This is a genomic window from Truepera radiovictrix DSM 17093, assembly GCF_000092425.1.
Classification (GTDB): Bacteria; Deinococcota; Deinococci; order Deinococcales; family Trueperaceae; genus Truepera; species Truepera radiovictrix.
In genome coordinates, this window is the sequence record NC_014221.1 from 1,676,896 (window position 1) to 1,703,571 (window position 26,676).

A 26,676-nucleotide genomic window follows, 5' to 3' on the forward strand; every position below is an offset into this window, starting at 1 on the left:
GCGCGTTACGACACCACCCGCCCGTCTTTATAAAAGCCCACGTACCAGAGCACCCGCCGGAGCGTGCGGTAGCTGATAAGGGTGCTCAGCGTCGTGCCGTGAAACGCGGCGACCCCGCGCCGCATGGCGCGCTTTGGGAGCGGGCGGCGCTCCGTGCGGCGCTGGTAGCTGCGCAGGTCGCGTAGAGCGCGGGAAAAGGCGCCCCGCGCGCCCCGCCCGAGCGACGCGAGGAGGATAAACCCCGTCACGAAGCGCCCCAAGACGATGTCGTAGTAGCGCCAACCGTGGTAGTAGCGCCAGGCAGTCTGCAGGTCGTTGCGCAGCCCATAGAACACGTGGGGCAGCGAAAACCCCTGCTGCCTCGAGGGCATCTTGTGAAACACGCGCGCCTGGGGCAAAAACTCGATGTCGAAGCCGTGCAAAAACACCTCGGCGGCGACCGGCGCCTCGTTGGCGTAGAGGAAAAAACCCTCGGGGTAGCCGCCGATAGCGCGCAGGAGCGCCGCGCGGATGAAAAAGCCGCACCCGACGAAGCAGTGCCAAGGGCGCGGGCGGGTGCCGGCGCGGCGCGGCAAGTAGGCCATGTCCCAGCGCCGCGCGCTGCCGGGTTCGATGATGTCGGCGGCAATCAGCCCCACCTCGGGCCGCTCGGCAAAGCGCGCGACCGCCGCCCCGATCGCCCCCGGCTCGGGCCAGGCGTCGTCGTCGAGCACCAAGATGATCTCGCCGGCGGCCGCCCGGAAGGGGGCGTTGAGCGCCTCGATACCGAGGTTGTGCGGGTGCGCGAAAAGCTTCACCTCGGGAAAGTCGCGCGCCAGCATCGCCTGCGTGCCATCTTCTGAGGCGTTGTCGGCGACCAGCAGCTCGAGCGTCCCGTAGGGGTCGCGCTGCAGCTGCCTCAACGTAAAAGCGAGGTCGTCGCGGCGGTTGTAGGAGAGGATGCACACGCTAACGAGGGGGCGGCCCATATCTCCGGTACGCTAGCATAGCGCGGCGCGCCCCATCACCTAGCACCCATGGAGGCTTTGATAGACTAGCTGGATATGCACCCGCTCTTTCGGCTCGCCCTGCGCAACCTCTTTCGCTACCGCAGCCGCACGCTCGCCACCACCCTCGGGGTGGCGCTCGGCATCGCGGCGGTGCTCGCCACCCTGTCGATCGGCGACAACGTCGAGGCCAACGTCCGCGGCGCGCTGCAAGCGGCCGCCGGACGCGCCAGCTTGCTCGTCACGCCGGGCGCCGAGGGGCGCGCCGTCTTCCCCGTGGCCGAGGTGCTGCCGAGCGTCCAGGCGACCCCCGGGGTGTCGCGGGCGTACCCGGTGCTCAACGTCCGCGCCGAACCGGTGCGCGACATCCAGGTGCAAGCGGACTCGGTGCTGCCGGGGGTGGACTCGGGGTTTCAGCTCTCGGGCCGCCGCACCGACGCCCCCGAAGACCTCCCCGCCGAGCTCGCCGAGGGGCGGCTGCCGGAGGCGGGTTCGATGGGCGTCGCGCTCGCCGAGGGGTTCGCGCGCAGCCGCAACATTGCCGTGGGTGACCCCATCACCTTCGCCTCGCAAGTCGGCGAGCTGACCTTTACCGTCACGGGCCTTTTAGACGACTCGCTCGGCTACCCGACGACCAACGGCGGGCGCGTCGGCATCGCCGCGCTGGCCGACCTGCAAGAGGCGCTGCGCCTACCTGGGCGGGCGTCGTTTATCGAGGTCATCACCGAACCCGGCGCCAGCACGCAGGTGCAAGAGGCGCTGCGCGCGCGCCTCGGCGAGGCCTACGCCGTCACGCTCCCCGCCGGCAGCGGCAACCTCGCGACGGGGGTGGTCGACACCCTGCAGTCGGGGTTGCAGATCCTCGCCGCGACGCTTATCGCCTTAGGCGGCTTTATGGCCTACAACACCTTTTCGGCGAGCGTCGTCGAGCGGCAGCGCGAGTTTGCCCTCTTGCGCACCGTCTGTTTGACGCGCGCGCAGGTGCAGCGCCTCGCGCTCGCCGAGGCGCTCCTGGTGAGCTTTCTGGGTATCCTCGTGGGGCTGACTATCGGCGTCGCCCTGTCGGCGGCCATCACCTACCTCAACGCGCTCACCCTGGGCTTCGAGTTCCGCACCCTCGTCGTGCCCGTGACGAGCGTCGTCGTCGCCAGCCTCGTCGGCGTGGGCGTGTCGCTACTGGCGGGGCTCCTGCCCGCCCGCACGGCCTCGAACACCCACCCGCTCGCGGCGGTGCGGCAGTCGAGCGAGCTCCCCTCCCTGCGCGCCCCCCTCTGGGGGTGGGGGCTGCTCGCCGCCGGCGTCGGCGCCTCCCTCGCCCCCTGGGAAGGGCGGCTCGCCGTCCTCGGCGCGGCGCTCGCCATGGGGCTCCTTTTTGCGGGCGTGAGCCTCACCGCGCCGGCGCTGCTGCGGCCCACGCTCGCGCTCATGACCCCTTTGCTGCGGCGCCTCTTCGGCGTCTCCGGCGCGCTCGGCTCGAGCTTTGCGCTGCGCAACGCGGCGCGTAACGGGGTGGCGGTCGGCGCGGTGGTCGTGGGGATGGGGCTGACTATCGGCGTCGGCGCGATGGTCGCGGGGATCAACACGGCTATTCGTTCGTGGGTCGACACCACGGTCGTCGGCGACCTTTTCGTCACCGCCCCCGTCAACTTCCCGCAGGACTTTCCCGAGGCGGTGCGCGCGCGCGTCCCGCAGATCGACGAGGTGAGCGGCGTCGGGCTGCGGGTGGTGCGCTTTATGCCCGAAGCGGAGCCCGAGGCGGCGGGCGAAAGCAGGGGGCGCGCGCGCGGCGCTGCGGGCCGCTCGGTGGCGCTCGTTTTGGTCGACCCCGAGCGCTTCAACCCCGAGAGCGGCTTCGGCCGCTTTCAGTTCATCCCCGGTCAGGGGGACGCGGCGAGCGCCTACGCCACCCTTAAAGCCGGCGGCCAGGTCCTCGCCGCGAACACCATGCTCGACCGCTTTGGGGTGTCTCAGGGCGACGAGGTCACCTTGCGCACCAACGAGGGGCTCCGCGACTTTCGCGTCGGCGGGGTGGTCGTGGACTTTACGGGGGGCGGCGAGGCGTTCGTCGCCAGCCTCGCCGACGCCGAGCTCTTCGGCGGCGGCACCCCCGACCTCTTCGTCATGACGCTCGTCCCCGGCACCGACCCCGAAGCGGCGCGCGAGGCGCTCGTGGCCGCTTTTCCCGAGCTCTACCTCGACGTGACGTTGAACCAGAACTACCGCCAGCGCATCCTCACGCTCACCCAACAAACCTTTTCCACCACCAACGGCCTCCTGGCGCTCGCCATCTTTATCGCCGCTTTGGGGGTGGCCAACACCCTGGGGATGAACCTCGCGACCCGTCAGCACGAGATCGCCGTGTTACGCACCCTCGGGCTGAGCCGCCGTGGCGTCGGCCGCCTCGTCACCGCCGAGGGGATCGTGATCGTCACCTTGGGAACCGTTTTGGGCGTCCTCGCGGGTGTGCTCCTGTCGTCGGTGATCACCGCCGGTGCGGGCGCCCTGACGGGATTTCGCATCGAACCGGTCTACCCCTGGCGGCTCATGGCCGTGGCGCTCCTCGCGTCGCCTTTCGTCGGGCTCTTCGCCTCGCTCGCCCCCGCGCGCCGCGCCGCGCGCCTCTCCCCCGTAGCTGCCATGGGCGGCGCCTAGCTCCTCTGCCGCGCCCTCTGTACGCTGCGTAGCCCCTAAGCTACTTCGCCCTCTGGAGTTGACCTGTGAGTAGATCCCTGACCCCCGCCCGACCGCGACGGGAGGCGCGCCCGAGCACCCCCGAAGACCGCACCCCTGCCCTACGCGCCTACGGCCTCTGCAAACGCTACCGCCTCGGCGACGAGACCATTGAAGCGCTCGTCGACCTCGAGCTGAGCGTCTACCCCGGCGAATTCGTCGCCGTGATGGGCCCTTCGGGGAGCGGCAAGAGCACCCTGCTGCACCTTTTGGGGCTCCTCGACGAAGCTGACGCCGGCGAGATCGAGCTGAGCGGGCAGCGCACGGCGGGGCTTTCGGACGACGCGCTGACGAAGCTGCGGCGCGAACGCCTGGGGTTCGTCTTTCAGGGCTTTGAGCTGATCCCCAACCTGAGCGCGCGCGAAAATATCCTCCTCCCGGCCGAGGTCGCCGGTCGGGGCCGCGAGGCCGAAAAGGCCCTGGGGCCCCTCGCGCGCGCCCTCGGCATCCATGAGCGGCTCTCGCACCGACCCGCGCAGCTTTCAGGCGGCCAGCAGCAGCGCGTGGCCCTGGCGCGGGCCTTGATCAACGACCCGGTGGTGATCCTCGCGGATGAGCCGACCGGCAACCTCGACTCGGCGACCGGCGAGGAGGTGCTCGCGCTCTTGCAGCGCGGCGTGCGCGAGCAGGGGTGGACGGTCGTCATGGTCACCCACGACGCCAAAGCGGCGCTGCACGCCGACCGCATCATCTTTTTGCGCGACGGGCGCATCGTCGGGGAGACGCGCACGGCTGACGGGGGGGCGCGCGCGGCCATTGAGCGCTTTGTCGGCGTATGATGGGCTTCTCTAGAACGCACGCCCCGGGCGGACCCGCGCGCGCGCGCAGAGCCGCTCAGCTTCCGGAGGACCCCGACGTGAACGCCCCCCTTCTCCCCGTCTCGCGCCCCTTGGAGCGTTGCAGCCGTGTTTAGGGCCATCGGCGCCTTTGTCAGCCGCTACCCGCGCCGCGTGCTCCTCTTCTGGGCGCTACTCATCGCCCTCTGTTTGCCGCTCGCCGGGCGCGTCGGGGAGGTGCTCACCACCGACGCGGGGATCGCCCCCGGGTCCGAAGCCCAGGAGATCCGGCGCACGTTGCTGCGCGAGTTCGCGGGCAACAACAACCACCAGCTCTTGATCGTCGCCGACGCCGACCCGGAGGCCCCCCCCGAGCAGCGCGAGCTTTTCCGCGAGCGCTTCGCGGCGGCCCTTGCGGAGATCGCCGCGCAGCCCTTTGTCGCCAACATCCTAGACAGCGCCACCCAGGGGCCGCTGCCCCTGCCCGAGCTGGGCGAGGAGAACGCCTCGAGCGCCGCGCTCATCACCCTCAACGCGCAGAACAAAGCCCGCGTCGAGACCATCACCAGCTGGGTGCGCGAGACGCTGCCGGCCTTTGAAATCGAGGGGCTCGAGCTGTTTGTCACCGGCAGCGTCGCCGTCGAGCAGGAGATCAACGCCATCAGCGCGCAAGACACCGCGCGCGCCGAACGCTTCGGGTTGCCCCTAAGCCTCCTCGTCTTGGCCGTCGCCTTCGGCGCGCTCGTCGCCGCCAGCTTGCCCTTGATCGTCGCGGTCATCTCCATTACGCTCTCGCTCGCCGCGCTTTTCGTCATGGGGCAGGTTTTCACCTTCGCGACCTTTGCCCAGATCGTCGTGACGATGCTGGGGTTGTCCACGGGCATCGATTACGCGCTCTTTATGGTCAACCGCTTTCGCGAGGAGCTCGAGCTCGTGGGCGACCCCGTGCGGGCGACGCGGCGCGCGGTCGAAACCGCCGGCAAGGCGCTCACCTTCAGCGGTCTGACGGTGCTCGTGGCGCTCGCCGCGCTGCTCGTCCCCCCGCTGCAGTTCGTGCAGTCGATCGGCGTCGCCAGCATGGTGGTCATGCTCTTTAGCGTGCTCGCCTCCCTCACCGCGCTCCCCGCCGCGCTCACGCTGCTCGGCCCGCGGGTGAACGCCCTGCGGCTCACCCGCCTGGTCCCCGGGAGCCGCAGCCGCCACTTCTGGCGGCGCCGCGCGGAGGCCGTCACCAGGCGCCCGCTGCTGTGGACGCTCGTCGGCGTCGCCGTGCTCGTCACCCTGGCGCTCCCCGCGCTGCGGATGCAGGTCTCGTTCGCGGGGGTTCGCGGGCTCACCCAGGAGACCGACACGCGGCGCGCCCAGATGGTGCTTGAAGACCTCGGGCTCGACAGCCTGCTGCAGTCGTTCGACGTGCTCATCGACTTCGGTGAGCGGGGCTTTTTCCATCCGTCGTCGGTGCGCGCGACCTCCGAGTTCTCGCGCCGCGCGAACGGCCTCCCGCTGGTGTCGCAGGTGCTCGCCCCCACGGAGACGGGCGGGTTCCCGCCGCTGCTGCTGTCGGGTTACTACGCCACCCAGGAGACCGCCCTAGCGAGCCCGCTCGCCGACCTCGTCAGGGCGACCGTGAGCTTAAACGGCCGCTACGCCCTGCTGCGCGTCTTTCCCGAGAGCGGGATCACGCCCCTGCAGGCGCAGACGCTCGAGACGCGCCTGCGGGATCTCGTGCGCCAGAGCGACCTCGACGCGACCATCGGCGGGGGCTTTGTCATCGAACGCGAGTGGGCCAGCGTCCTCTACCGCTCGTTCCCGTGGGCGGTGGCGCTCGTCTACCTAGCGACTTTCGTCCTGCTGGGGCTCGCCTTCCGGTCGATCGTCATCCCCTTGAAAAGCATCTTGACAAACACGCTGACCGTCAGCGCGGCCTTCGGGGTGATCACCGCGGTCTTTCAGTTCGGGTGGGGCGCCCCTTTGATCGGCCTCGGCGGGGGCTTCGGCTTCGTCGAGACGAGCGTACCCATCTTTATCTTCGCCATCGTCTTCGGCCTCAGCATCGACTACGAGGTCTTTTTGGTCTCGCGGATGGTCGAAAACCACGAACGCGGGCTAAATGACCGCGACGCCATCGTCCACGCCGTGAGCGCGACCGGCGGGGTGATCACCAGCGCCGCCCTCATCATGGGGGTCGTTTTCGCGGCGTTTTTGTTCTCCAACGTCGTGCTCATTAAAACGCTCTCGCTGGGGCTCACCGCGGCGGTCTTGTTTGACGCCACGCTCGTGCGCCTCGTGGTGGTGCCCACGGTCATGCTCCTCGCGGGCCGGTGGAACTGGTGGCTGCCCAGGGGCTTTGCGCACCTCGCGCGGCGGCGGCCCGACTTGGGGCACGACTGACCCGCCGAGCCACGCGCGGGCGGCTACCTGTCGACGCGCGGCGGCCCCTTCGACGCGTAGCGGGGTACACTAAGGGTCTAGTACACCGGGTCTGCAGAAAGACCTTAGCAGCTACGCTCGAGGTGGGCCGAGGAGCCCACCACAGGGGGAGGTGACGGGATGACCCCGTTTGTAGAGGCGCTGCAGGGGCGTTTGCCGGGCAAGGTGCGCGCCGACAGCGCCGCTTTGGACACCTTTCAGACAGACGGGCTCACCGCCTTTCACGAGCGGCCGCTCGCGGTGGTGTTCGCCGAAACCCAAGCGGACGTCGTTCAGGCGGTGCGGCTCTGCTTCGAGAGCGGCGTGCCCTTCGTCGCGCGCGGCTCCGGCACGTCGCTCTCGGGCGGGGCGGTGCCCGTAGCGGGGGGGGTGGTGATCGCGCTCAACAAACTCAACCGCATCCTCGCCCTCGACCCGCGCGCGCGCACCTGCGTGGTGGAACCGGGGGTCATCAACGCGCAGGTGAGCCGGGCCGCCGCCCCCTACGGCCTGCACTACGCCCCCGACCCCTCCTCGGGGCCGGTCTGCACGATCGGCGGCAACGTGGCGTTTAACTCGGGCGGGGCGCACTGCCTCAAGTACGGGATGACCGCCAATCACGTCCTGGGGCTCAAGGTGGTGCTGCCAGACGGCGAGGTGGTGCACTTGGGCGGGGCGTCGCTCGAGCCCGCCGGGGCCGACCTCGCGGGCTTTTTCGTCGGCTCCGAGGGGCTTTTCGGGATCGCTCTAGAGGTCACGCTGCGCCTACTGCCCAAAGTCGAGCGCTACGCGACCTTTCTGGCGGCCTACAAGAGCCTCGAGGCGGCCGGGGAGGCGGTCGCCCAGATCGTCGCCGCGGGGCTCTTGCCGGGGGCGATGGAGATCATGGACCGGCTCGCCATGGACGCCGCCGAGGCGGCGGTGCACGCGGGCTACCCCGCCGACGCGCAGGGGTTGCTCATCGTCGAGTTGGAGGGCCCCGCCGAGGAGGTCGCCGCCGAGACGCCGCGCCTACTAGCGCTCCTTAAAGCCTCCGGCGCGTACCGCACCGAGGTCGCTAGAGACGAGCGCGAGCGCGCGCTCTTCTGGAAGGGGCGCAAAAGCGCCTTTTCGGCGGTCGGCCGGCTCAGCCCCGAGTACCTGGTGCAAGACGGCGTGGTACCCAGAACCCGCCTCGGCGAGGCGCTCGCCGCCATTCACGCGCTGAGCCGCCGCTACGGGCTCCGCGTCGCCAACGTCTTTCACGCGGGCGACGGCAACCTGCACCCGCTGATCCTCTTCGACGCGCAGGCGGGCGAAGCGGCGCGCGCCGAGGCCCTCGCGGGCGAGATCCTGCGGCTCTGTATCCAGATGGGGGGGTCGATCACCGGCGAGCACGGCGTGGGGCTCGAAAAGCGCGCCTACTTGGGCGAGCAGTACGCCGAGGCCGACATGGACGCTATGCTGCGCCTACGCCGCGCAATCGACCCGCGCGGCGTAGCCAACCCCGGCAAGATGCTCCCCGGCGGCCCCGGACCGGCGCCTATCGGCGAGCCGCCCGCGCGCGCATGACCCAGCCCACCCAGCACGAGGTGGTGAGCGCGCACCTGCGCGAGCACGCGCAGGCGCTGCGGGAGGCCGTGCTGGGGCGCCCCACCGTGCGCGTCGTCGGCGGCGGCACCAAGGGGGCGCTCTCGGGTGACGGCACGCTCTCAACAGGGTCGCTCTCGGGGGTGCTCGAGTACGACCCGCAGGAGTACACCCTGAGCGCGCTCGCGGGCACGCCGCTGCGCGAGATCGCCGCGCAGCTCGCCGAGCGGGGCCAGTACCTCCCCTTCGACCCGCCCTTCGCGGCGGCCGGCGCCACGGTGGGCGGCACCGTCGCGGCCGGGCTCTCCGGCCCTGGCCGCTTCCGCTACGGCGGCGTGCGCGACTTTATCCTCGGCGTGACCTTTGTAAGCGGCAGCGGCGAGCTCCTCACGGGGGGCGGCAAGGTGGTCAAAAACGCCGCCGGTTTCGACCTCCCCAAACTCATGGTCGGCTCGCTCGGGCAGTTCGGGGTGCTCGTGGCGGCGACCTTCAAGGTCTTCCCGCAACCCGAACGCTACGCCACCCTGGCGCTGGAGACGGCGCATCTAGACGAGGGCGTCGCCCTGATGGAGCGCCTCGCGCGTTCGAGCTTCGAACCGCACGCCCTCGAGCTCGAACCCGCGCCGAGCGGCGGGGCGCGCTTGTGGGTCCGCCTGGGGGGGCGCGCCGAGGCGCTCCCCGCGCGCGTAGCGAGGCTGCAGGCGTTTACGCGCACGGGCGACGTGCAGCCCCGTCAGAGCGAGGTGCTCACGGACGAGGCCGAGGCGGCCTTCTGGGAGGAGGCGCGGGCGTTCGCCTGGGTGCCGGCGGAGCACGCGCTCGTCAAGGTCGCCCTCAGCCCGGCCGAGCTCGCGGGGCTCGAGGGGGCCCTCGTGGGGCTCGAGGAGGCCGTAGGCGCCCCCTTGAGGCGGCGCTACGGCGTCGGCGGCAACGTCCTCTACGTGGGGTGGCCGGCGTCTGCGCCCCCCGCGGCGCTAGCGGGGGCGCTGCAGCGCCTCAAGCTCCCCGGCCTCGCCCTGACGGGGCGCTGGCCCACACCGCTTTTAGGCCACCACCCGGGCGGCGCCCTGTTCGAGCGCGTCCGCTCGGTCTTCGACCCCCAAGGCCGCTTCCGCCTCACGGCACCCAGGGAGAGCCATGCAGCATAAGATACCCACCCACGAACTCGGCCCCTTGGCCGAACCGATGGCGGCGGCCGTCGAGGCGTGCGTCCACTGCGGCTTCTGCCTGCCGACCTGCCCGAGCTACGTCGTCACCGGCGAGGAGATGCACTCCCCGCGCGGGCGCATCCTGCTGATGAAAGAGACCCTCGAGGGCACCCTCCCCTTGGCCGAGGCGACCCCCTACTTAGACACCTGTCTGGGGTGTTTGGCGTGCGTCACGGCGTGCCCCTCGGGGGTTAAGTACGGCGAGCTGATCACCCCGTTTCGGCTCGAGACCGAAACGCAGCGCGCCCGTCCGGTCGGCGAGCGGGCGCTTAGGCGCCTCGTGTTGGAGACGCTCCCCTACCCCGAGCGCTTCCGCGCCGCCGCCACGGCGGGGCGCGCGGCGCGGCCCCTACAGAGGCTTTTGCCGGAGCGCCTCGCGAGGATGCTCGAGCTCTTGCCCGAGCGCCTAGAAGCGGCCCCCCCGCTGCCCGCGTTCGCCCCCGCGCAGGGGCGGCGGCGGGCGCGGGTCGCCCTCCTGGCGGGCTGCGCGCAGGGGGTGCTCTCGCCCGAGATCGGTTGGGCGGCGCTGCGCGTGCTCACCCGTAACGGCGTCGAGGTGCTCGTCCCCGAGGGGCAGTCGTGCTGCGGCGCGCTGGCCGCCCACACGGGCGTCAAGGCGCAGGCGCAGCGGTTCGCGCGGAACAACCTGCGGGCGTTCCCCGATGACGTCGACGCGATCATCACGACGGCGGCAGGGTGCGGCTCGGGGATGCACGAGTACCCGCTCTGGCTCAGGGGCGAACCGGAGGAGGGGGCGGCGCGGGCGTTTGCGGAGCGCGTGGAGGACGTGAGCGTCTTTTTGCACCGGCTCGGCCTGCAGAGCCCTCCGCCGCTCCCCGAACCGCTGCGCGCGGCTTACCACGACGCCTGTCACCTCGCGCACGCGCAGCGGGTGACGGCGCCGCCGCGCGCGCTGCTCGCGCAGCTGGGCGGGCTGACGCTGCTCGAGCTGCCCGAGAGCGAGCTCTGCTGCGGTTCGGCGGGGACTTATAACTTGGAGCACCCCGAGATCGCCCGGCAGCTCGGCGCGCGCAAAGCCGAGCACATCCTCGACGCGGGCGCGCAGCTCGTCGTAAGCGGCAACATCGGCTGCATCACGCAGCTCCAGAGCCACCTGCGGGCGCAGGGGGCGGCGGTGCCGGTGCTGCACACGGTGCAGCTTTTAGACCTCGCCTACCGCGGCGCGTAGTGGGGGGTGTGGTTTGTGGCTTGTAGCCCGTGGTCACCCCACGAGCCACAAACCACACGCCACAAACCACGAGCCACGCGCCGTCACGCGATCCCCGTCGGCGTCAGGGCGACCTCGAGCCGGCCCAGGGCGTAGTCCGCCAAGAGCGCCAGGAGCGCGACCGGCACCGCCCCCTGCAGGACGTAGGCGAGGTTGCCGGTTGTGAGCCCCGCGATGATCGGCACCCCGAGCCCCCCCGCACCGATGATCGGCGCGACCGTCGCCGTGCCGACTGTGTAGACCGTGCTGGTCCGCACCCCCGCCAAGATGACGCGCGTCGCGAGGGGCAGCTCGAGCCGCCAGAGCCGCTCCCAGGCGTTCATCCCCATCCCCGAGGCGGCCTCCTTGAGGGTCGCCGGCACCGCCTCGAAGCCGGCGATGGCGTTGCGCGTCACCGGCAGGAGCCCGTAGGCCACCAGCGCGATCAGCGTTGGGCGGAGGCCGAAGCCGAAGGCGGGGAGCGCGAGGGCGAGCACCGCAATGGGCGGAAAGGTCTGCCCGACCGACAACAGCGACGAGGCGAGCGGCAAAAAGGCGCGCCCCTGCGGGCGGGTGAGCCACACCGCGAGCGGCAGGCTGATAAGGAGGATGAGCGCGAGCGAGAGCCCCACGATCTCGAGGTGCTGCAGGCTCAGCTCGAGCAGACTCGCGCGCTCGAACATCACCGACCGCTGCCCCGGGAAGAGCGCCCGCAGCGCCCGCTGCCACCACACCTGCTGGGCGAAAAGGGCGAGCAGCCCGACAAACGCGAGCGCCGCGAAGGCGACCCCGCGCCAGGCGCGCGCCTTCGGGCGCCGCGCGCCCGCCGTGCGCGCGCCCGTCGTCGCGGCGCTCACGCCACCTCCCGGGCGCTCGGGGCGGCCTCCGAGACGCTCGCCTCGGGTTCGTCGACCATCTCCCCCGTCACCGCCAGGATGCTCGGCAAGTTGAGCAGCCCGATGGGCCTCCCCGCGCCGTCGACCACGGGCAGTTCGGCGACCCCCTGCCCGAGCATCTTGGCGAGCGCCCCGCGCACGTCGTCGCCCTCGCGGACGCTGTAGCTCTCGGCGCTCACCTCGGTGTAGGCGCTCTCGACGTCGGCGTCGCCCGCAAACGCCCGCCGGTCGAGCCACCCCGCCAAGCGGCCCTCGCGCGTCACATACACCGTCCGGTGCCGCGCCAGGGCCTCGCGCGCCGCCTCGCGCGAGGCGCCCAGGTCGAGCGTCGGCACCGCGCGCATGAGTTCGTGCGCGCGCACCCGCGAGAGCCGTTTGAGCGCCCGGTCGGCCCCCACGAACTGCCGCACGAAGCGGCTTTTGGGCGCCGACAGCACCTCCTCGGGGGTGCCGAACTGCTCGACCACGCCGACGTTCATCACGCACACGCGGTCGCCGAGCTTGATCGCCTCGTCGATGTCGTGCGTCACCATCACGATGGTCTTTTGCAGCTGTGCCTGCAGCTTTAAAAACTCGTCTTGCAGCCGCTCGCGCGTCAGCGGGTCGACCGCTCCGAAGGGCTCGTCCATGAGCAGCACGGGCGGGTCGACCGCGAGCGCGCGCGCCACCCCGACGCGCTGCGCTTGCCCCCCGGAGAGCTCTCTGGGGTAGGCCGCCGCGTAGCGCTCGGGGGGGAGCCCCACGAGCTCCAAAAGCTCGTCGGCGCGCGCCGCGCTCCTCGCCTTCGGCCAACCCAGCAGCCGCGGCACCACCTGGATGTTCTCGCGCACGCTCATGTGCGGAAACAGCCCGATGCTCTGGATCACGTAACCGATGCCGCGCCGCAGCTCCTGGGGGTTGACCTGCGTGACGTCGCGCCCGCCGATATAGATGCGGCCGCTCGAGGGTTCGATAAGCCGGTTGATCATCTTCAGGGTGGTCGTCTTGCCGCACCCCGAGGGGCCGATAAGCACCACGAGCTCGCCCTCGGGGATCTCGAGGGTGGTCTCCTGCACGGCCACGGTCTCCCCGTAGCGTTTGCTCACCCGCTCGAGGCGGATCATCGCGTCGGCCATCCGGCCCTCCTTAAGGTGTCGGGGCGAGGCGTCGGGGCGCCTCACGGCCGCACCCCGCGCGAGGTGAGGAGCACCCCAACCCCCCGAAGCAGCGCGTCGGCGGCGAGCGCCAAGAGAATAATCGGCAGCGCCCCCAAAAGGATCAAGTCGGGGACCTGCTGCGCGATGCCGCGTTCGATAAAGGTGCCGAGCCCCCCCGCCCCGATCAGAAAGGCCACCGTGGTGATACCGACCGTCAACACCGCCGAGGCGCGCACCCCCTCAATGATCAGCGGGAGCGCGAGGGGGAGCTCGACGCGGCGCAGGATCTGGCCACCACTCATCCCCATCCCCCGCCCCGCCTCGACGGCCGCGCGCGGCACCTCTTTAAGGCCCGTATAGGTGTTGCGGACGATCGGCAAAAAGGCGTAGAGCGTCAGGGCGATCAGCGCGGGCGCGGTGCCGATGCCGCGCACGCCGAGGTTGGAAAGCGGCGCCGACAACGACCCCGGCAGGCTGAAGCCGCCGAGGTTGAGGCTCAGGGCCGCGACGAAGAGGTCGTTGAGGACGACCGCCACCATCACCGTCAGCAGCGCAGCGGGGGGGGCGGCGACGAGGAGCGCGAGGAGCACCAAAACGCCTCGCTGCGCGCGCTGCGCGAGCCACAGCAGCGCGCCACTCGCGAGGAGGCCACCCCCACCCCAGAGGAGCGCCTCCCCGATCGTCAAGGCGCTCCCGAGGCGCGCGAGCGGGAGCAGCATGAGGCCGAAGAGCGCCAGCGAGGGGAGCGTCTGCAAAAACGCGGCCGTCGGCAGCACCACGCGCGCAGCCAGAGGCGAGCGCGCCGCCCAGATGGCCGCCGGGATCCCGATCAGCGCAGCGAGGAGCACGCTCGTCCCGGACAGGGCGAGGTGCCGCAGGACCTCCGCGCGAAAGTCACCCCCTTGGCTCGTCAGCTCGCGCGCCAAAGCGACCTCGTTAAGCAGCCCCGCGAGGAGGATGCCGAGCGCACCGCCCAAGCCCGGGACGAAGACGAGGGGGCGCCAGCGGCTCCCTGCGGGGAGCTCCTCCAGTGCGCTAAAGGCGCCGACCACGTAGGCGAGCAGGGTGACCCACACCCCCCCCTGGAGGGAGACGCGGGCGCGCTCCGGGTCGGGCGCCTCGGCCAGGAGCGCCGCCGTCCCCGCGCTCGTCAGCAAGAGCGCCGCGAAAAGCGCCGCGGAGGCGAGCAGGGCGAGCGCCCACGCGCGCCCCCGAAAGCGCACGAGGCCCGCGAGCGCGAGCAGCCCCCAACTGGCGAGCAGCACGGGTGCCCAGGGGGTCTCCAGCGCGAAAGCGCCGTAGGCGTCGCCGGCGACTAGGCGGTTGGGTTTGAGGAGCAGCCAGCTCGGTACGGTGAGCGCGAACACCCCCAGCGCGGCGGCGAGCAGGGCGACGGGGTTGACTTTGGACACGGTCACGGCGGCCTCCGGTTCCGGCGGGGTCTACGGGGTGGGCGTGCGGGGCGAAACCTAGCGGCGCCCCGAAACGTAGCGACCAGGAGCTCAGCGGCCTCTTGGAAGGTGCGGGGCGACCTACGGAAGCGCGTGGCCGACCGGACCTGCCAAGAGAAACGCGCAGCGCGGGCCGCTGCCCCCGCTGCGCATCCAAGTGTGCCCTTGGCCGCCGCTACTCGAGGAAGCCCGCGCCCGTGAGAAAGTCCTGCGCCACGTCGGCGGGGTTTTCGCCGTCGACCGCGACGCGCCCGTTGAGCTCCTGGAGCGTGGCTTCGTCTAGAGCGGCGAAGACCGGGTCGAGGATCTCGGGAAGCTGCGGGTAGGCCTCGACGACCTCCGTGCGCACCGCCGGGAAGGGTTGGTAGATGGCGACCGCGTTCTCGGGGTCAGAGAGCGTGACCATCCCGAGCGCGCCGATGATGCCGTCCGTGCCGTAGGCCATCGCCGCGTTCACGCCGTCGGTGCCGTTAGCCGCCGCGGTCACCGTCTGGGTGGTGTTGCCGCCCGCGAGGATGACGAGCTGGTCGCCTGAGACGTTAAAGCCGTAGGTCGCCTCGAACGCGGGGAGCGCGTCGGGGCGGTCGACGAACTCCTGGCTGGCGGCGAGCCGGAAGGCGCCACCCTCGTTGATGTAGTCGGCGAGGTCAGCCATGCTCTCTAGACCGTGCTCGTCGGCGAGCGCCTGCGGCACGGCGATCGCCCAGGTGTTGTTGGCGGGCGAGCGGCCGAGGTAGGTCACGCCGTTTTCCGCGTCGAGCTCCCTAAGCGTCTCGTAGAGCTCGTCGGGGCGCGTCGCGAGGTCCTCGTCGAGCCCGGCGTCGGGGAAAAAGGTCAGCGCGGTACCGGTGTACTCGGGGTACATGTCGATCTCACCGGCGAGGAGCGCCTCACGCACGACCGAGGTGGTGCCGAACCCCGAGCGGTCGACGACCTCGATGCCATTACTCTCGAGCATGAGCCGCATGATCTGGGCCAGCACCGACCCTTCGGTGTCGACCTTCGAGCCGATGGTGACGGGCTCCCCTTGAGCTGCGCCAAAGCTTAGAAGCGCGAGAAGAAGCGAGAGCACAAGCCTTTTCATGGTGGCCTCCTTGAGCCTACGGCAGCTTGCCGCGACCGTCGCCCTACCGAACCCGACGTGAGGGCCCCGGTGGGGGCACGTCCCCGGTAAGCGGCAGCGTGCGTAGAACAACCCCGAGTAAAGCACATCCGCCCCGCGCGCAGTGTCGGTCAACCCACGAACGGCGCTACAAGGGGTGGTACAAGGGGTACAGACGGGGGGAGCGTACAACCGTCCCAGGACAGCGCCCACGCCCCCCGAAGCCTTAGAGTGAGGCATGGCCGAACTGCTCACCCACGACCACCCGCTGCCCGAGGGCGCGTGCGTGCGCGTCCTGACGCTCAACCGCCCGGAGCGCCGCAACGCGCTCTCGCCCGCGCTGCAAGAGGCGCTCCTAGCGGCCCTCGAGGCGGCCGAAGCGGCCGCTCACGTGCGGGCGCTCGTGCTGACGGGCGCCGGCGACGCCTTCTGCTCCGGGCTCGACCTGGGCGCGCTCAAGGACTTAAGCCGCCGGAGCACGGAGGAAAACCGCCGCGATTCGGCGCGCTTCGCCCGGCTTTTGGAGCGCCTCTACACCCACCCCAAACCGGTCGTCGCGGCGCTCAACGGCCCCGCGGTCGCGGGCGGCGCGGGGCTGGTCAACGCCTGCGACCTCGCGGTGATGGGTGCAGGCGCCCGCATCGGCTACACAGAGGCGCGTATCGGCTTCGTCGCGGCCCTCGTCGGGGTTTTTCTGGTGCGTCAGGTCGGCGAAAAGCGCGCCAAAGACCTTCTGCTCTCGGCGCGCCTCGTCGGCGCCGAGGAGGCCGAACGCATGGGGCTCGTCAACGAGGTGTGCGCCGCCGAGGCGGTGCTGCCGCGGGCGCTCGAGCGCGCCGCGGCGCTCGCCGCCAACGCCCCGTCGTCGCTGGCGATGACCAAGCTGCTGCTCGCCGGGGTGCCGAGTCTAGGGCTCGCCGAAGGGTTGCGCTACGCGGGCGAGCTCAACGCCCTCGCGCGGACCACCGACGACCTCAAAGAGGGGGTCGCGGCGTTTTTGGAGAAGCGCGCCCCGCGCTGGGGGCGTCCCCAAGGCGCGACCCGAGGCTAGGCTCCCGCACGGCGCAGCCCTAAGCCCTTGAAGTTCGCCACCGCACCGCGTAGGCTGACGCATGAGGTCTTCTATGTGTAAGTTACACACACCTAGTCGGAGCGGCCGCCCCAGGGTGCTGCTCCTCTGCGGCGGCCGCTCCGACGAACACGAGGTGTCGCTCGCCTCGGCGCGCTCCGTGTTGGCGGCGGCGGGGTCAGCGTTCGCCGTGACGCCCCTGGTGATCGGCCGCGACGGGCGGCTTCTGCCGGAGGCGGCCTCGCGGCGCGTTCTCTGCACACCGGTACCGGACACCCCACCGGACGCGCTCACGGCGACCGGCGCGCTCGAGCTGAGCGCCCTCGAGCCGGGCGCGTTCGACGTCGTCTTCCCGCTGCTGCACGGCCCTTTCGGCGAAGACGGCAGCGTGCAGGGGCTGCTCAAGCTCCTGGGGCTCCCCTTCGTCGGTTCGGACGTTTTGGGGAGCGCTGTGGGGATGGACAAGGGGATGATGAAGGCGGTTTTCGCCGCGCACGGGCTGCCGCAGGTGCCCTACCGGCTCATGACCAGGAGCGCGTGGCGGCGCGACCCCGAAGGGGTCCTGGCGTCCCTTATGGATTTCGGCCTGCCCGTGTTTGTCAAACCCGCTAACCTCGGGTCGTCGGTCGGCATTAGCCGCGCGGACGACCCCGAGGGGCTGCGCGAGGCGCTCGAGACCGCCGCCCGTTACGACCGCCGCGTGCTCGTCGAACGGGGCCTCGCCCGCGCGCGCGAGCTCGAGGTCGGCGTCTTGGGCAACGACGCCCCCCGGGCGAGCGTCGTCGGCGAGATCCGCTACGAGAGCCTCTTTTACGACTACAGCACCAAGTACACGGAGGGCGAGGCGGAGCCCCTGATCCCCGCCCCCATCCCGCCCGAGCTCGCCGCGCGCTGCCAAGCGCTCGCGCTTGAAGCGTTTCGGGCGGTCGACGCCGCCGGCCTCGCCCGCGTCGACTTCTTCCTCGCCGGCGGCGAGCTCTACCTCAACGAGATCAACACCATGCCCGGCTTTACCCGCACGAGCATGTTCCCCAAACTGTGGGAGGCGAGCGGGGTGCCCTACGACGCGCTCATCACGCAGCTCATCGCGCTGGCGCTCGAAGCGCGCTAGGGCGCGTCGACGTGGCGGTGACGAACGCGTGACAAAAGTGCGCTATACTCTCCCTAGACGCCTTTGACACCCCCCGGCCCCCTTTCGTAGAGGAGAACGACCGCCAAACACGCCCGGTTTACCTCGAGCGCTCCCCCCGGCCGCTTCGACCCGCTCGACCCCTTCGGCGAGGACGACGCGCTCGCGAGCGCCCCACGAGACACGTCCGCTACGAGCGCCATCGCCAACGTCTACGCGACCCGGGTGCTCATCCTCAACGCCTCGTACGAACCGCTGCACGTGTGTTCGGTCAAACGGGCCGTGGCCCTTCTCATGCACGACGTCGCCGAGCGCGTCGAGGACTCCGACAAGGTCCTGCGTTCGCCCAGCCAGGTCTTTCCGGTGCCGAGCGTCGTGCGGCTTAAAAAGTTCGTCAAACGCCCCCCGCGCCACCGCGTCGCTTTCAACCGCAAAAACGTCTTTCGCCGCGACGACCACACCTGCCAGTACTGCCTGTCGCGCGAGAGCGACCTGACCCTAGACCACGTGCTGCCGCGCAGCCGCGGCGGCGCGACGAACTGGGAGAACGTGGTCGCCTGCTGCCGCCGCTGCAACGCGCGTAAGCGCGACCGCACCCCCGAAGAGGCGCAGATGACCCTCAAGCGCCGCCCCTACGCGCCGCGCTTTATGTTCTCGTCGGCCTACGGCATCCTGCCCAACATCGACCCCATCTGGGAGAAGTACCTGCCTAAAGGGAGCTGAGCCCCGGGTTTGGGCAAAGGCTCGTAGCCCGTCGGCATGTTCCAGCCGCTCTCATCCGCGCGCGTTATGCTACGCCATGAACGCTGCGCGCCCTTTGTACCTCGCCACCCTCGCCGCTCTTCTCAGCGCGTGCGCTACCGTCACCGCCCCCCGCATCACCACCTTCGAGGCCTTTCCCCGCACCATCAGCGCCCCCGGGCAGCGCGTCACCCTGAGCTGGACGCTCGAGGCCGAAAGCGCTACCATCGTCACCTTGAGCGCCGAGCCGGAGGGCGGCGAAGCGAGCACCACCGAGGTCAGCGGCCAGACGCTCGTCACCGTGACGCCGACCGCCACGACCACCTACACGCTGCGCGCCCAGAGCGTGGGCGGCAGCGACAGCCGCACGGTCACCGTCACGCTGGTGCCCGAGACCGACTAGACCCCAAGCGACCGGCCGAGAGCGCCACCACGCACCCCGAGGCGCACGATGCCCAAACCGCAGGACCCACCCCCCACCCCGCCGCGGCTGCCGCCGCCCGCCGACACCCTCGCGGTCGCCGCGGGCGGCGCGCTCGGGGCGCTGTTGCGTTACGCCTTCGTGCTCGCTTTCCCAGCGCACGCGGGCGCCTTTCCCAAGGTCACCTTTTACGAAAACCTCGCGGGCGCCTTTGTCCTGGCCTTCGTCCTCACCGCGCTGCTCGAGCGCTGGCCGCAGCTCGGGCGCCTGCGCGCGGCGCTCTGCACCGGCGTGCTCGGCTCTTTTACCACCTTCTCGACCTTTAGCTTAGAGCTCCTAGCGCTCGGCTCGAGCGGTGGGCGGCAGACCGCCTCGCTCTACGCGGTGCTTAGCGTGACGGGCGGGCTCTGCGCCGCCGCCTCGGGGCTGTGGCTCGCGCGGCGCTACGTGGTGGGTCGGCGGTGAAACCGGCCTTTTTCGTTGCTTTCGCGCTCGCGGGCGCGCTGGGGGTCACCGCCCGCTACCTGCTCGACGTCACCCTCACGACGCGCCTGCGCACCCCCTACTGGAACTGGGGGGTCTTGAGCGTGAACCTCTCGGGAGCGTTTTTGCTGGGGCTGCTCGTAGACCTCAGCGCGCGCCACCCCCTCCTTGAAGGGTACCGCGTCCTGCTCGGCAGCGGCTTTTTGGGGGCGTACACGACCTTTTCCACCTGGATGTACGACACCGTGCGGCTGCTGGAGCGCGAACGTTGGCGCGCCGCCTACTTTAGCGCCGCCCTCGTGCCGCTGCTGGGGGTGGCGCTGATCGCGCTCGGGTTTGCGCTCGCGGCGCAGGGTTCGGGTTGGGCGGGTCTCGGTTAGATGGGCCGAGCGCTTTACCCCCGGCCCACGAGGGCGCTACACTAGGGTCGGGCGCTCCGGCTCGAGCGCCCGACAAACGGTCGTGGCGATGGGTCCCGCCCTCAACCGCCCCTCGAGGCTGATGGTCCCTACGTCGTTGGCGTAGGGGCCTTTCGTTTGCCCGCGTGCGGCCCCTAGCGCCAGGTGAGGAGAACAGGATGCGACATGACGTTACCTTCGGCGCTCTCGAGCCAGAGCTACCCCGGCAGACGGGGCATCACGCGGTAGCGGCGCCGGGAGGCCCGACGTGCTAGCGAGCGCGCTGCTCATCTTGCTGGGCGGCTTTTTCTTCGGGCAGCTCGTCAAACGCCTCGGCGCCCCCCCGCTCGTCGGGATGATCGCCGCGGGGGTGCTCCTCGGCCCGCAGGGGCTCGACCTGTTGGGCAGCGCGGTGCTGGGGAGCGCCGAGGCGCTGCGCACGGTCGCGGTGATGGTCATCTTGATGAAAGCGGGCCTGGGGCTCGACCGGCAGAAGCTCAAGGAGCAGGGCACGGTCGCCGCGCGGCTGGGGTTTTTACCGGCGGCCTGTGAGGCGGTGGTGGTGGCGCTGGCCGCGCGCTACCTCTTCGGCTTCGACCTGCTCACCGGTCTGCTCTTAGGCGTCATCTTGAGCGCCGAGTCGCCGGCGGTCATCGTCCCCGGCATGCTGCGCCTCAAAAGCCTCGGTTGGGGCGTGCAGAAGGGCGTCCCCGACGCGATCATGACCGGCAGCGCGCTCTCGGACGTGCTGGTGCTGCTGCTCTTTAGCCTGCTGCTGGGCTTTGCGGGGGGTGAGGGGGCGCACGGCCTGACGCTCGGCGCCTTGACGCTCACGCCGCTTCAAGCCCTGCCGCTGCGGGTACTTGTCGAGATCCTCTTGGGGCTCGCCGTGGGGTGGCTTGCGGCGCGGCTCACCGTGCACCTCTTGGTCAAACAGAACTGGACCGAGAGCGCCGTGCAGGACGTGATCGTGACCGCGAGCTTGGCGCTCGCGCTGGTGCTCGGGGCGACCGCGTGGCCCGTCTACTCGGGGTACCTGGCCGTCATGGCGATGGGTTTTTTTCTGGTGCTCTATAGCGCCCCCTTTGCGCGGCGCGTCCGCGGGGAGTTCGACGGGCTCTGGACGGTCGCCGAGATCGTGCTCTTCGTGCTCTTGGGGGCGACCGTCGACCTCTCGGTGCTGGGCAGCGTGCTGCTGCCGGGGCTCGCCCTTTTAGCCGTCGGCCTGCTGGTCGGGCGGATGCTCGGGTGGCTGCTCTCGACCTGGGGGAGCAACTGGACCTGGGGGGAGCGGCTCTTTCTGCTCCCCGGCAACATGGCCAAAGCGACCGTGCAGGCGGCGATCGGCGCCCTGCCGCTCGCCGCGGGCGTCGCGGGCGGCGAGGTGATCCTCGCGCTCTCGGCGCTCGCCATCCTCGTCACCGCCCCCTTGGGGGCGTGGCTCACCCAGCTGACGGCACCTTTGCTGCTCCAAAAGGGCGAGGTCGACCCGACGAAGGTCGCCGTCGCCACGCAGGCGCTCATCTTGGCCGCCGTGGACACCTCGAGCTTGGCCGACGAGGTGCTGCGCAAGGCGGCGGCGCTCGCGCGCCAGAGCGACGGCAAGGTCACCGTGCTGCACGTCGCCGAAGACACCTCACCGGCAGCGCTCGAGGCGCTTAGCGCGCGCGTCACGCAGAACCTCCTCGACGTCCGGCACCGCTTCGTCACCGCTGCGGGCCCCACCGCCGAGGCGATCTTGCGCGAGGCGGAGGCCCTTAACGCCACCGAGGTCGTGGTCGGCAAACGCGGCCACCGCCCCGCGTGGCAGGTCCCCATCGGTTCGGTGTCGCAGGCGCTTTTGGAGCGCAGCACGCTCCCCTTGATCGTCGTCGAGGGGGCCGCGGAGGCGCCGCGGCGGGTCGGCGTCTTTCGCGCGCGCCGAGGGCGCCCCTAGGGCCTCGGAGGGCCGCGCTCGCCCCCCAGGGGTGGGCGCACGATACCTTGACATCTGAGCAGATGTTCATACAATGGTGTCATGACCTGCCCGACCTGCGCCCCCGACGCCCCCTACCCGGAGGCCGATGATGTGAGCGGCTCCACGAACCGTCCCCGCCGACCCCGGAGCCGGCATCGTCTCGCGACGTGCGCACAGGGCGACGCTGCTACCCGTGAGAGCGCCGCCGAGCAGCTGACCCCCGCCACGCCTTGGTACCGGACGGGCGCGGGGGGGCACGCGCTCTGCGTAGGGGTGCTCTTCGCGATGGCCGTCGCCCTCTCGCTCGCCCTCCCGGAGAGGGCCCCTTGGGCCTACGCGCTCACGACGCTCGTCGGGGCTTGGCCGCTCGCCCGCAAGGCGGCCTCGGGCGCCCTGGCGGGCCGCCCCTTCGGCATGAGCACCTTGGTGAGCCTCGCCGCCCTCGGCGCGCTGCTCATCGGCGAAGCGGCCGAGGGGGCCCTGGTCGTCACCCTCTTTCTCCTCGGCGAACGCTTGGAGGGCGTCGCGGCGGCGCGCGCGCGGCGGAGCGTGAGCGCCCTCGCCGCGCTCACCCCGAAGACGGCGCGGGTGCTCGAGGCGGGGGGCGTGCGGGTGCTCAGCGCGGCCTCGTTGCGGCCGGGGCAGCGGGTGCGGGTCGCCCCCGGCGAGCGCATCCCCGCCGACGGGGTGGTGCTCGAGGGGGCGTCGACCGTCGACGAGAGCCCCCTCACCGGGGAGAGCGTGCCGCGCTCTCGGGGGGTGGGTGAGGCGGTCTTCGCGGGGAGCGTGAACGGCGAGGGCGCCCTGACCGTCGCGGTGACGCGGCCCGGCGACGACAACCTCCTCGCGCGCACCCAGCGCCTGGTCGACGAGGCGCAGCGGCGCCGCTCGCGATCGGAGCGCCTTATTGACCGCTTTAGCCGCCGCTACACCCCCGGCGTGCTCGCCGCCGCACTCCTCGCGGCCCTCCTCCCCCCGCTCGTGGCGGGGGCGGCTTGGGAGACCTCGCTCTACCGCGCGCTCGCGCTCTTGCTGATCGGCTGCCCCTGCGCGCTGGTGCTGGGCGTCCCGGCGGCGATGACGAGCGCCCTCGCCGCGGGCGCCCGCCGCGGCCTGCTCGTCAAGGGCGGCGCGGTCTTCGAGGCTTTAGCGCGCGTGCGCACCGTCGCTCTCGACAAGACCGGCACGCTCAGCCAAGCGCGGCTCGAGGTCACGGACGTCGTCCCCTTGGGGCGCTCGGCCGAGGCGGTGCTCGAGCTCGCCGGGGCCGTCGAGGCGACCTCCGCCCACCCGCTCGCCCAGGCCATCACGGCGCACGCCCGCGCGGCGGGGCTCTCGCTCCCGGAGGTGAGCGCGGCGCAGGCGCTGCCCGGGAGGGCGGTCGCGGGGACCGTGGGGGACGTTCGGGTCGTGGTCGCCTCGCCGCGCTACGCGGCGCTCCTCACCCCGCTCGGTGGCGCGGTGAGGGCGCGCGTCGCGGCGCTCGAGGCGGCCGGCAAGACGGTCGCCGTCACCCTCGTCGGTGGCGAGGTCGCGGGGCTCATCGCGCTGCGCGACGCGGTGCGCCCCGAGGCGCGGCGCGCTACCGAGGCGCTGCGGGCGCTCGGCCTGAGGGTGGTGGTGCTCACCGGCGACAACCGCCGCGCGGCGGCGGCGCTCGCGGCCCCCCTCGGGCTCGAGGTCCGCGCCGAGCTCCTCCCCGAAGCCAAGCTCCGCTTGGTCGAGCGGCTCGGGCCGGGCGTCATGATGGTCGGCGACGGCATCAACGACGCCCCCGCCCTCGCCCGGGCGGACGTCGGCGTCGCCATGGGCGGCGGGACGGACGTCGCGCTCGAGACCGCCGACGCCGCCCTGCTGCGCGCCGAGCTCACCGGCGTCGCCGACCTCGTCGCGCTCGCGCGCCGGGCGCTGCGCACCGTCCGCGCAAACATCGCCATCGCTCTGGGGCTTAAAGCGCTCTTTTTGGCGACCACCCTCCTGGGCGTGACCGGCCTGTGGGCCGCCATCCTCGCCGATACCGGTGCGACCGCTCTGGTCACGGCCAACGCCCTGCGGCTCCTGCGCCCTACAACTGCCCCCCGCCCCGGCGGCCGTTAGGATAGAGGGGTGAACGCCCCCACCGAACCGGAAACCCTTGCGGACGCCTGCGACGTGCGGTGCGTGCATCCGGAGGCGGTCGCGCGGGCGCGCGCCGCGCAGCCCGCGGCGGCGCGCGTCGAGGCCGCGGCGCTCCTCCTTAAAGCGGTCGGCGACCCCACGCGCCTAAGGCTCCTGAGCGCCCTCGCCACCACCGAGCTCTGCGTCTGCGACCTCGCCGCGGTGCTCGGCCTGAGCGAGTCGGCCGTCAGCCACCAGCTCCGGGTGCTGCGCGTCAGCCGCCTCGTGAGCTACCGCAAGGCGGGCCGCGTCGCCTACTACCGCCTCGCCGACCACCACGTTCAGAACCTCCTCGAGGACGTTCTCGCGCACGCCGGTGAGGTCGCGCCCACGTAAGCCGCCGCTGACAAAATCCAGGTCTACGCGCTAGGTCTACTCGCCTCGCTGCACGCCGTCCGGCGGGAGCTCGAGCGCGTCCGCTAACGCGACGTGTCCTAAAAAGGTCGCCGGTGCGCGGCCGTTGACGAGCAGCGTCACCTCGCGCACCCCCTGGCGCGCGGCGGTGCGGCGCAGCGAGGCGATAAGCTGCGCTTCGGCCTCGGCCGAGAGGTCGGGGGGAGCGCTGAGCGGAAAGTCGAGCACGGCGTGCGTCGGGACGGGGAGGAACACGCGCGGCGCGCCGAGCGCCTCCGGCCACCCCCCTTCGTCGCGGAGCCACGCGCGCAGCGCCCGCAGGGTTGCGGCGAGCTGCGCCCCCGGCTCCGGGTAGCTCTGCAGCGACACCGTCTCGCGCACCTCGCCCGTCGCCGTGACCCCGACGAGCGTCGCCTCGAAGGGCGACGCGGGCGCCGCTACCAGGGGGACCTGCGGCGGCGGGGCGAGGGGGGGCGGGCTGCTGCGCACGAACGCGACGATGCCAGCGAGCAGCACGAGCGCCCCCAAAAGCGTCGGGAGGGGTTGGGGGCGGGTCACGGCAGCGTAGCGAGCCCCGTCTCGGCGGCGAGGACCGCCGCGAGGCTCTCGGCGAGCGCTGCGACGAGGCCCGGGGTCGTGGGCACCGCCGTACTCAGTTCCAGCATGACCCCCCGCCCCGCCGCCCCCGACAGCGCGAAGAGGGGCGCCTCCACAAGGCGCGGCTGCAGCCCGGTGCGCGCCTTGAGGGCCGTCCCGAGAAGGCGCGCGACCCGCTCGCCCAAGGCGAGGTCCAGAGGGAGCGCCGCGAGGCGTTCGCGCCCCGCCTCGCTTAAAGGCGCCTCGGCCCCCGCGCGCAAGGGCGCCTGCAGCAGAGCGCTGGGCGTCTCCGGCGCGAGGTAGTAGAGGTTGACGCGCCCTGGCCCCAAGGGTGCGCGGCTCAACGTGACGAAAAGGGGCGCCCCGACCCCCGAGCGCGCCCGCACCTCGGGGGGCGCGGGGTCTTGCGTCCACGTCAGCTCCGCGTTCACCCCGCGCGCCCCGAGGAGGCGCTGCAGCTCCCCGGCGAGCGCCGCCGTCTGGCCCGAGGGGTCGAGGATGAGCGTCGGGGCCTCCGCGTTCACCTCCCCCCCCCGATCCCCGCGCGCGAAGAGGTCGAGCACGACCCGCTGCCCCGCCCCTGCGGGTTCGCTAAAGAGGCTGTAGTCCTGCCCCGCACGCAAGGTGAGGTTAAAGTCCAGATAACCGACGTCGGGGACGAGCGCTGCGTCGCTAAAGTGCGTCCCGCTAAAGCGCCCCGTCGCCACCCCGTCGCCGAGCAGCGCCCGCGGAAAGCGGAGGCGCAGCACGCGCAACGAGGGTTCGTAGAGCGGCTCGACGGCCACGGGCGCGCTAAACTCGAGCACGAAGCGCTCGGCCCGTCCCCACACACCGGGGGAGCGCACCGCCGTAAGCTGTGGTCGCGGAAACACGACCGTCACCACCTGCGTCGCCCCCCCCGCGACCTGAGCGGTGTGCCCCCCGAGCGCGGCGACCACCCCTTTAACCGGCAGGTAGGGCTCCCCCGCCACAACCACGGCTCCCGGCCCGGGCGCCTCGCGGCCGTCGACCCAGAGCGCCCCCTGCGCCGCCGCTGCCGCTTCGGGCGCCCCGAAGGCCCGCAAGCTGAGAAAGCGGCCGCCAAACTCGAGGCTGAAAAGCCCCCCTTCGGCGTCGAAGCGCCAAGATGCGCCCAACGCCGCCGCGAGCGCCGCGGCGGGGGCGTAGGTCGTCCCCGGTACGAGCTCGGTCGTCGCACCGGCGACCTCGTAGCCGTTGAGGATGAGCTGCGTGGCGCGCGGCCCCTCGGCCTCCGCGGGCGTTTGGGCGAGCGCACGCGGCGCGGCGACCGTGAGCGCGCCAAAGACCCCCAAAGCGAGCAGGAGCCGCCGCGCGACGGCTAGCGACGGCGGCACGGGGCGCCTCTTGACAGGGAGCACCAACGCCTCCACCCCGTCGCCGCGCTCACCGTTTGAGCGCCCGCTCGATCTGGCGCTGCGCGTCGCGTTTGGCGGCGTCTTGGCGTTTGTCGAAACGCTTTTTGCCACGCCCCAGGGCCACCTCGAGCTTCGCCCAGCCGTTTTTGAAGTAGAGCTTCGTCGGCACCAGCGTGAGCCCCTTGCGCTCCAGGGCGCGCTGGACCTCGGCGATCTCGCGCGCTCTAAGGAGCAGCTTGCGGGGGCGCCGCGGTTCGTGGTTGTTGTAGCTCGCCTCTTTGTAAGGGGGGATGTAGAGGCCCTCGAGCCACACCTCCCCCCCGCGGACGCGGGCATACGCCTCCCCCAACGTCACCCCCCCTTGGCGCAGCGCTTTGACCTCGCTACCTGTAAGCACGAGCCCCGCTTCAAAACGTTCTAAAAGCTCGTAATCGAAGCTTGCACGGCGGTTCTGGATCATCGTTCACCTGCTTTCGGCCCCTGACGGCCGTACCGAGAGCGTTCCCTGCTACGCGCTTTGCGCC

At 71.5% G+C, this 26,676-nt stretch carries 23 protein-coding genes and 1 riboswitch; of the genes, 15 read left to right on the forward strand and 8 right to left on the reverse strand.

Annotation, left to right across the window (positions count from 1 at the left end):
* Positions 1–5 precede the first annotated feature (5 nt).
* A complete protein-coding gene (locus tag TRAD_RS15230) occupies positions 6–968 on the reverse strand; it encodes a glycosyltransferase family 2 protein (protein ID WP_013178051.1) in 963 nt (320 codons plus the stop codon).
* A gap of 75 nt (positions 969–1,043) precedes the next feature.
* On the opposite strand from TRAD_RS15230, the gene TRAD_RS07750 reads away from it, so the two are divergent.
* The 6 genes from TRAD_RS07750 to TRAD_RS07775 all read left to right on the forward strand — a co-directional run bounded on the left by TRAD_RS07750 (position 1,044) and on the right by TRAD_RS07775 (position 10,867).
* Positions 1,044–3,638, forward strand: a complete 2,595-nt coding sequence (locus TRAD_RS07750) for an ABC transporter permease (RefSeq protein WP_013178052.1) — start codon at positions 1,044–1,046, stop codon at positions 3,636–3,638.
* Positions 3,639–3,703: 65 nt separating this feature from the next.
* A complete protein-coding gene (locus TRAD_RS07755; protein ID WP_013178053.1) occupies positions 3,704–4,495 on the forward strand; it encodes an ABC transporter ATP-binding protein in 792 nt (263 codons plus the stop codon).
* A gap of 126 nt (positions 4,496–4,621) precedes the next feature.
* Positions 4,622–6,883, forward strand: a complete 2,262-nt coding sequence (locus tag TRAD_RS07760) for an MMPL family transporter (protein WP_013178054.1) — start codon at positions 4,622–4,624, stop codon at positions 6,881–6,883.
* Between the two features lie 159 nt (positions 6,884–7,042).
* Positions 7,043–8,452, forward strand: coding sequence for an FAD-binding oxidoreductase (locus TRAD_RS07765; RefSeq protein WP_013178055.1), 1,410 nt, complete (start codon positions 7,043–7,045; stop codon positions 8,450–8,452).
* The gene (locus tag TRAD_RS07770) at positions 8,449–9,618 is read left to right on the forward strand and encodes an FAD-binding protein (RefSeq protein ID WP_013178056.1); all 1,170 of its coding nucleotides are present in this window, start codon (positions 8,449–8,451) and stop codon (positions 9,616–9,618) included. The genes TRAD_RS07765 and TRAD_RS07770 overlap by 4 nt, the downstream gene beginning before the upstream one ends.
* Positions 9,608–10,867, forward strand: a complete 1,260-nt coding sequence (locus TRAD_RS07775; protein WP_013178057.1) for a (Fe-S)-binding protein — start codon at positions 9,608–9,610, stop codon at positions 10,865–10,867. The genes TRAD_RS07770 and TRAD_RS07775 overlap by 11 nt, the downstream gene beginning before the upstream one ends.
* An 83-nt stretch (positions 10,868–10,950) precedes the next feature.
* On the opposite strand, the gene TRAD_RS07780 is transcribed toward TRAD_RS07775, so the two are convergent.
* The 4 genes from TRAD_RS07780 to TRAD_RS07795 all read right to left on the reverse strand — a co-directional run bounded on the left by TRAD_RS07780 (position 10,951) and on the right by TRAD_RS07795 (position 15,452).
* Positions 10,951–11,742, reverse strand: coding sequence for an ABC transporter permease (locus tag TRAD_RS07780; protein ID WP_013178058.1), 792 nt, complete (start codon positions 11,740–11,742; stop codon positions 10,951–10,953).
* Positions 11,739–12,896: an ABC transporter ATP-binding protein gene (locus TRAD_RS07785; protein WP_013178059.1), complete on the reverse strand. Its 1,158-nt coding sequence runs from the start codon at positions 12,894–12,896 to the stop codon at positions 11,739–11,741. Before TRAD_RS07785 ends, TRAD_RS07780 begins: the two co-directional genes overlap by 4 nt.
* Before the next feature lie 41 nt (positions 12,897–12,937).
* Positions 12,938–14,335, reverse strand: coding sequence for an ABC transporter permease (locus TRAD_RS07790; protein ID WP_013178060.1), 1,398 nt, complete (start codon positions 14,333–14,335; stop codon positions 12,938–12,940).
* A 208-nt stretch (positions 14,336–14,543) separates the two neighbouring features.
* Entirely contained in the window at positions 14,544–15,452 is a 909-nt protein-coding gene (locus tag TRAD_RS07795) for an ABC transporter substrate-binding protein (RefSeq protein WP_013178061.1), read from the reverse strand.
* A 256-nt stretch (positions 15,453–15,708) separates the two neighbouring features.
* Here TRAD_RS07795 and TRAD_RS07800 point away from each other — a divergent pair, with 256 nt between their 5' ends.
* The 9 genes from TRAD_RS07800 (at position 15,709) to TRAD_RS07840 (ending at position 24,161) form a co-directional block, all read left to right on the forward strand.
* Positions 15,709–16,521, forward strand: a complete 813-nt coding sequence (locus TRAD_RS07800) for an enoyl-CoA hydratase/isomerase family protein (protein WP_013178062.1) — start codon at positions 15,709–15,711, stop codon at positions 16,519–16,521.
* A gap of 73 nt (positions 16,522–16,594) precedes the next feature.
* Positions 16,595–17,650 (forward strand): D-alanine--D-alanine ligase family protein, encoded by a 1,056-nt coding sequence (locus TRAD_RS07805; RefSeq protein ID WP_013178063.1) that lies wholly within the window; start codon positions 16,595–16,597, stop codon positions 17,648–17,650.
* A gap of 243 nt (positions 17,651–17,893) precedes the next feature.
* Complete coding sequence (locus tag TRAD_RS07810) at positions 17,894–18,391, forward strand: HNH endonuclease (protein WP_013178064.1); 498 nt, start codon at positions 17,894–17,896, stop codon at positions 18,389–18,391.
* 76 nt (positions 18,392–18,467) lie between these two features.
* Entirely contained in the window at positions 18,468–18,812 is a 345-nt protein-coding gene (locus tag TRAD_RS07815; protein ID WP_013178065.1) for a hypothetical protein, read from the forward strand.
* 48 nt (positions 18,813–18,860) lie between these two features.
* A complete protein-coding gene (locus tag TRAD_RS07820) occupies positions 18,861–19,295 on the forward strand; it encodes a fluoride efflux transporter FluC (RefSeq protein WP_013178066.1) in 435 nt (144 codons plus the stop codon).
* The gene (locus TRAD_RS07825) at positions 19,292–19,693 is read left to right on the forward strand and encodes a fluoride efflux transporter FluC (RefSeq protein WP_013178067.1); all 402 of its coding nucleotides are present in this window, start codon (positions 19,292–19,294) and stop codon (positions 19,691–19,693) included. Before TRAD_RS07820 ends, TRAD_RS07825 begins: the two co-directional genes overlap by 4 nt.
* A 75-nt stretch (positions 19,694–19,768) precedes the next feature.
* Positions 19,769–19,831, forward strand: a riboswitch (Fluoride riboswitch).
* Positions 19,832–19,979: 148 nt separating this feature from the next.
* A complete protein-coding gene (locus TRAD_RS07830; protein WP_013178068.1) occupies positions 19,980–21,647 on the forward strand; it encodes a cation:proton antiporter in 1,668 nt (555 codons plus the stop codon).
* A gap of 81 nt (positions 21,648–21,728) precedes the next feature.
* A complete protein-coding gene (locus TRAD_RS07835) occupies positions 21,729–23,765 on the forward strand; it encodes a heavy metal translocating P-type ATPase (RefSeq protein WP_148221204.1) in 2,037 nt (678 codons plus the stop codon).
* A gap of 9 nt (positions 23,766–23,774) precedes the next feature.
* A complete protein-coding gene (locus tag TRAD_RS07840) occupies positions 23,775–24,161 on the forward strand; it encodes an ArsR/SmtB family transcription factor (RefSeq protein ID WP_013178070.1) in 387 nt (128 codons plus the stop codon).
* A 36-nt stretch (positions 24,162–24,197) separates the two neighbouring features.
* On the opposite strand, the gene TRAD_RS07845 is transcribed toward TRAD_RS07840, so the two are convergent.
* From TRAD_RS07845 to smpB, 3 genes are read right to left on the reverse strand one after another with little or no spacing between them, the layout of a single operon-like run.
* Positions 24,198–24,737, reverse strand: a complete 540-nt coding sequence (locus TRAD_RS07845; protein WP_013178071.1) for a phosphopeptide-binding protein — start codon at positions 24,735–24,737, stop codon at positions 24,198–24,200.
* Positions 24,734–26,131: a hypothetical protein gene (locus tag TRAD_RS07850; protein ID WP_148221205.1), complete on the reverse strand. Its 1,398-nt coding sequence runs from the start codon at positions 26,129–26,131 to the stop codon at positions 24,734–24,736. Before TRAD_RS07850 ends, TRAD_RS07845 begins: the two co-directional genes overlap by 4 nt.
* Before the next feature lie 49 nt (positions 26,132–26,180).
* Complete coding sequence (gene smpB, locus TRAD_RS07855) at positions 26,181–26,612, reverse strand: SsrA-binding protein SmpB (RefSeq protein ID WP_013178073.1); 432 nt, start codon at positions 26,610–26,612, stop codon at positions 26,181–26,183.
* Between the last annotated feature and the right edge of the window lie 64 nt (positions 26,613–26,676).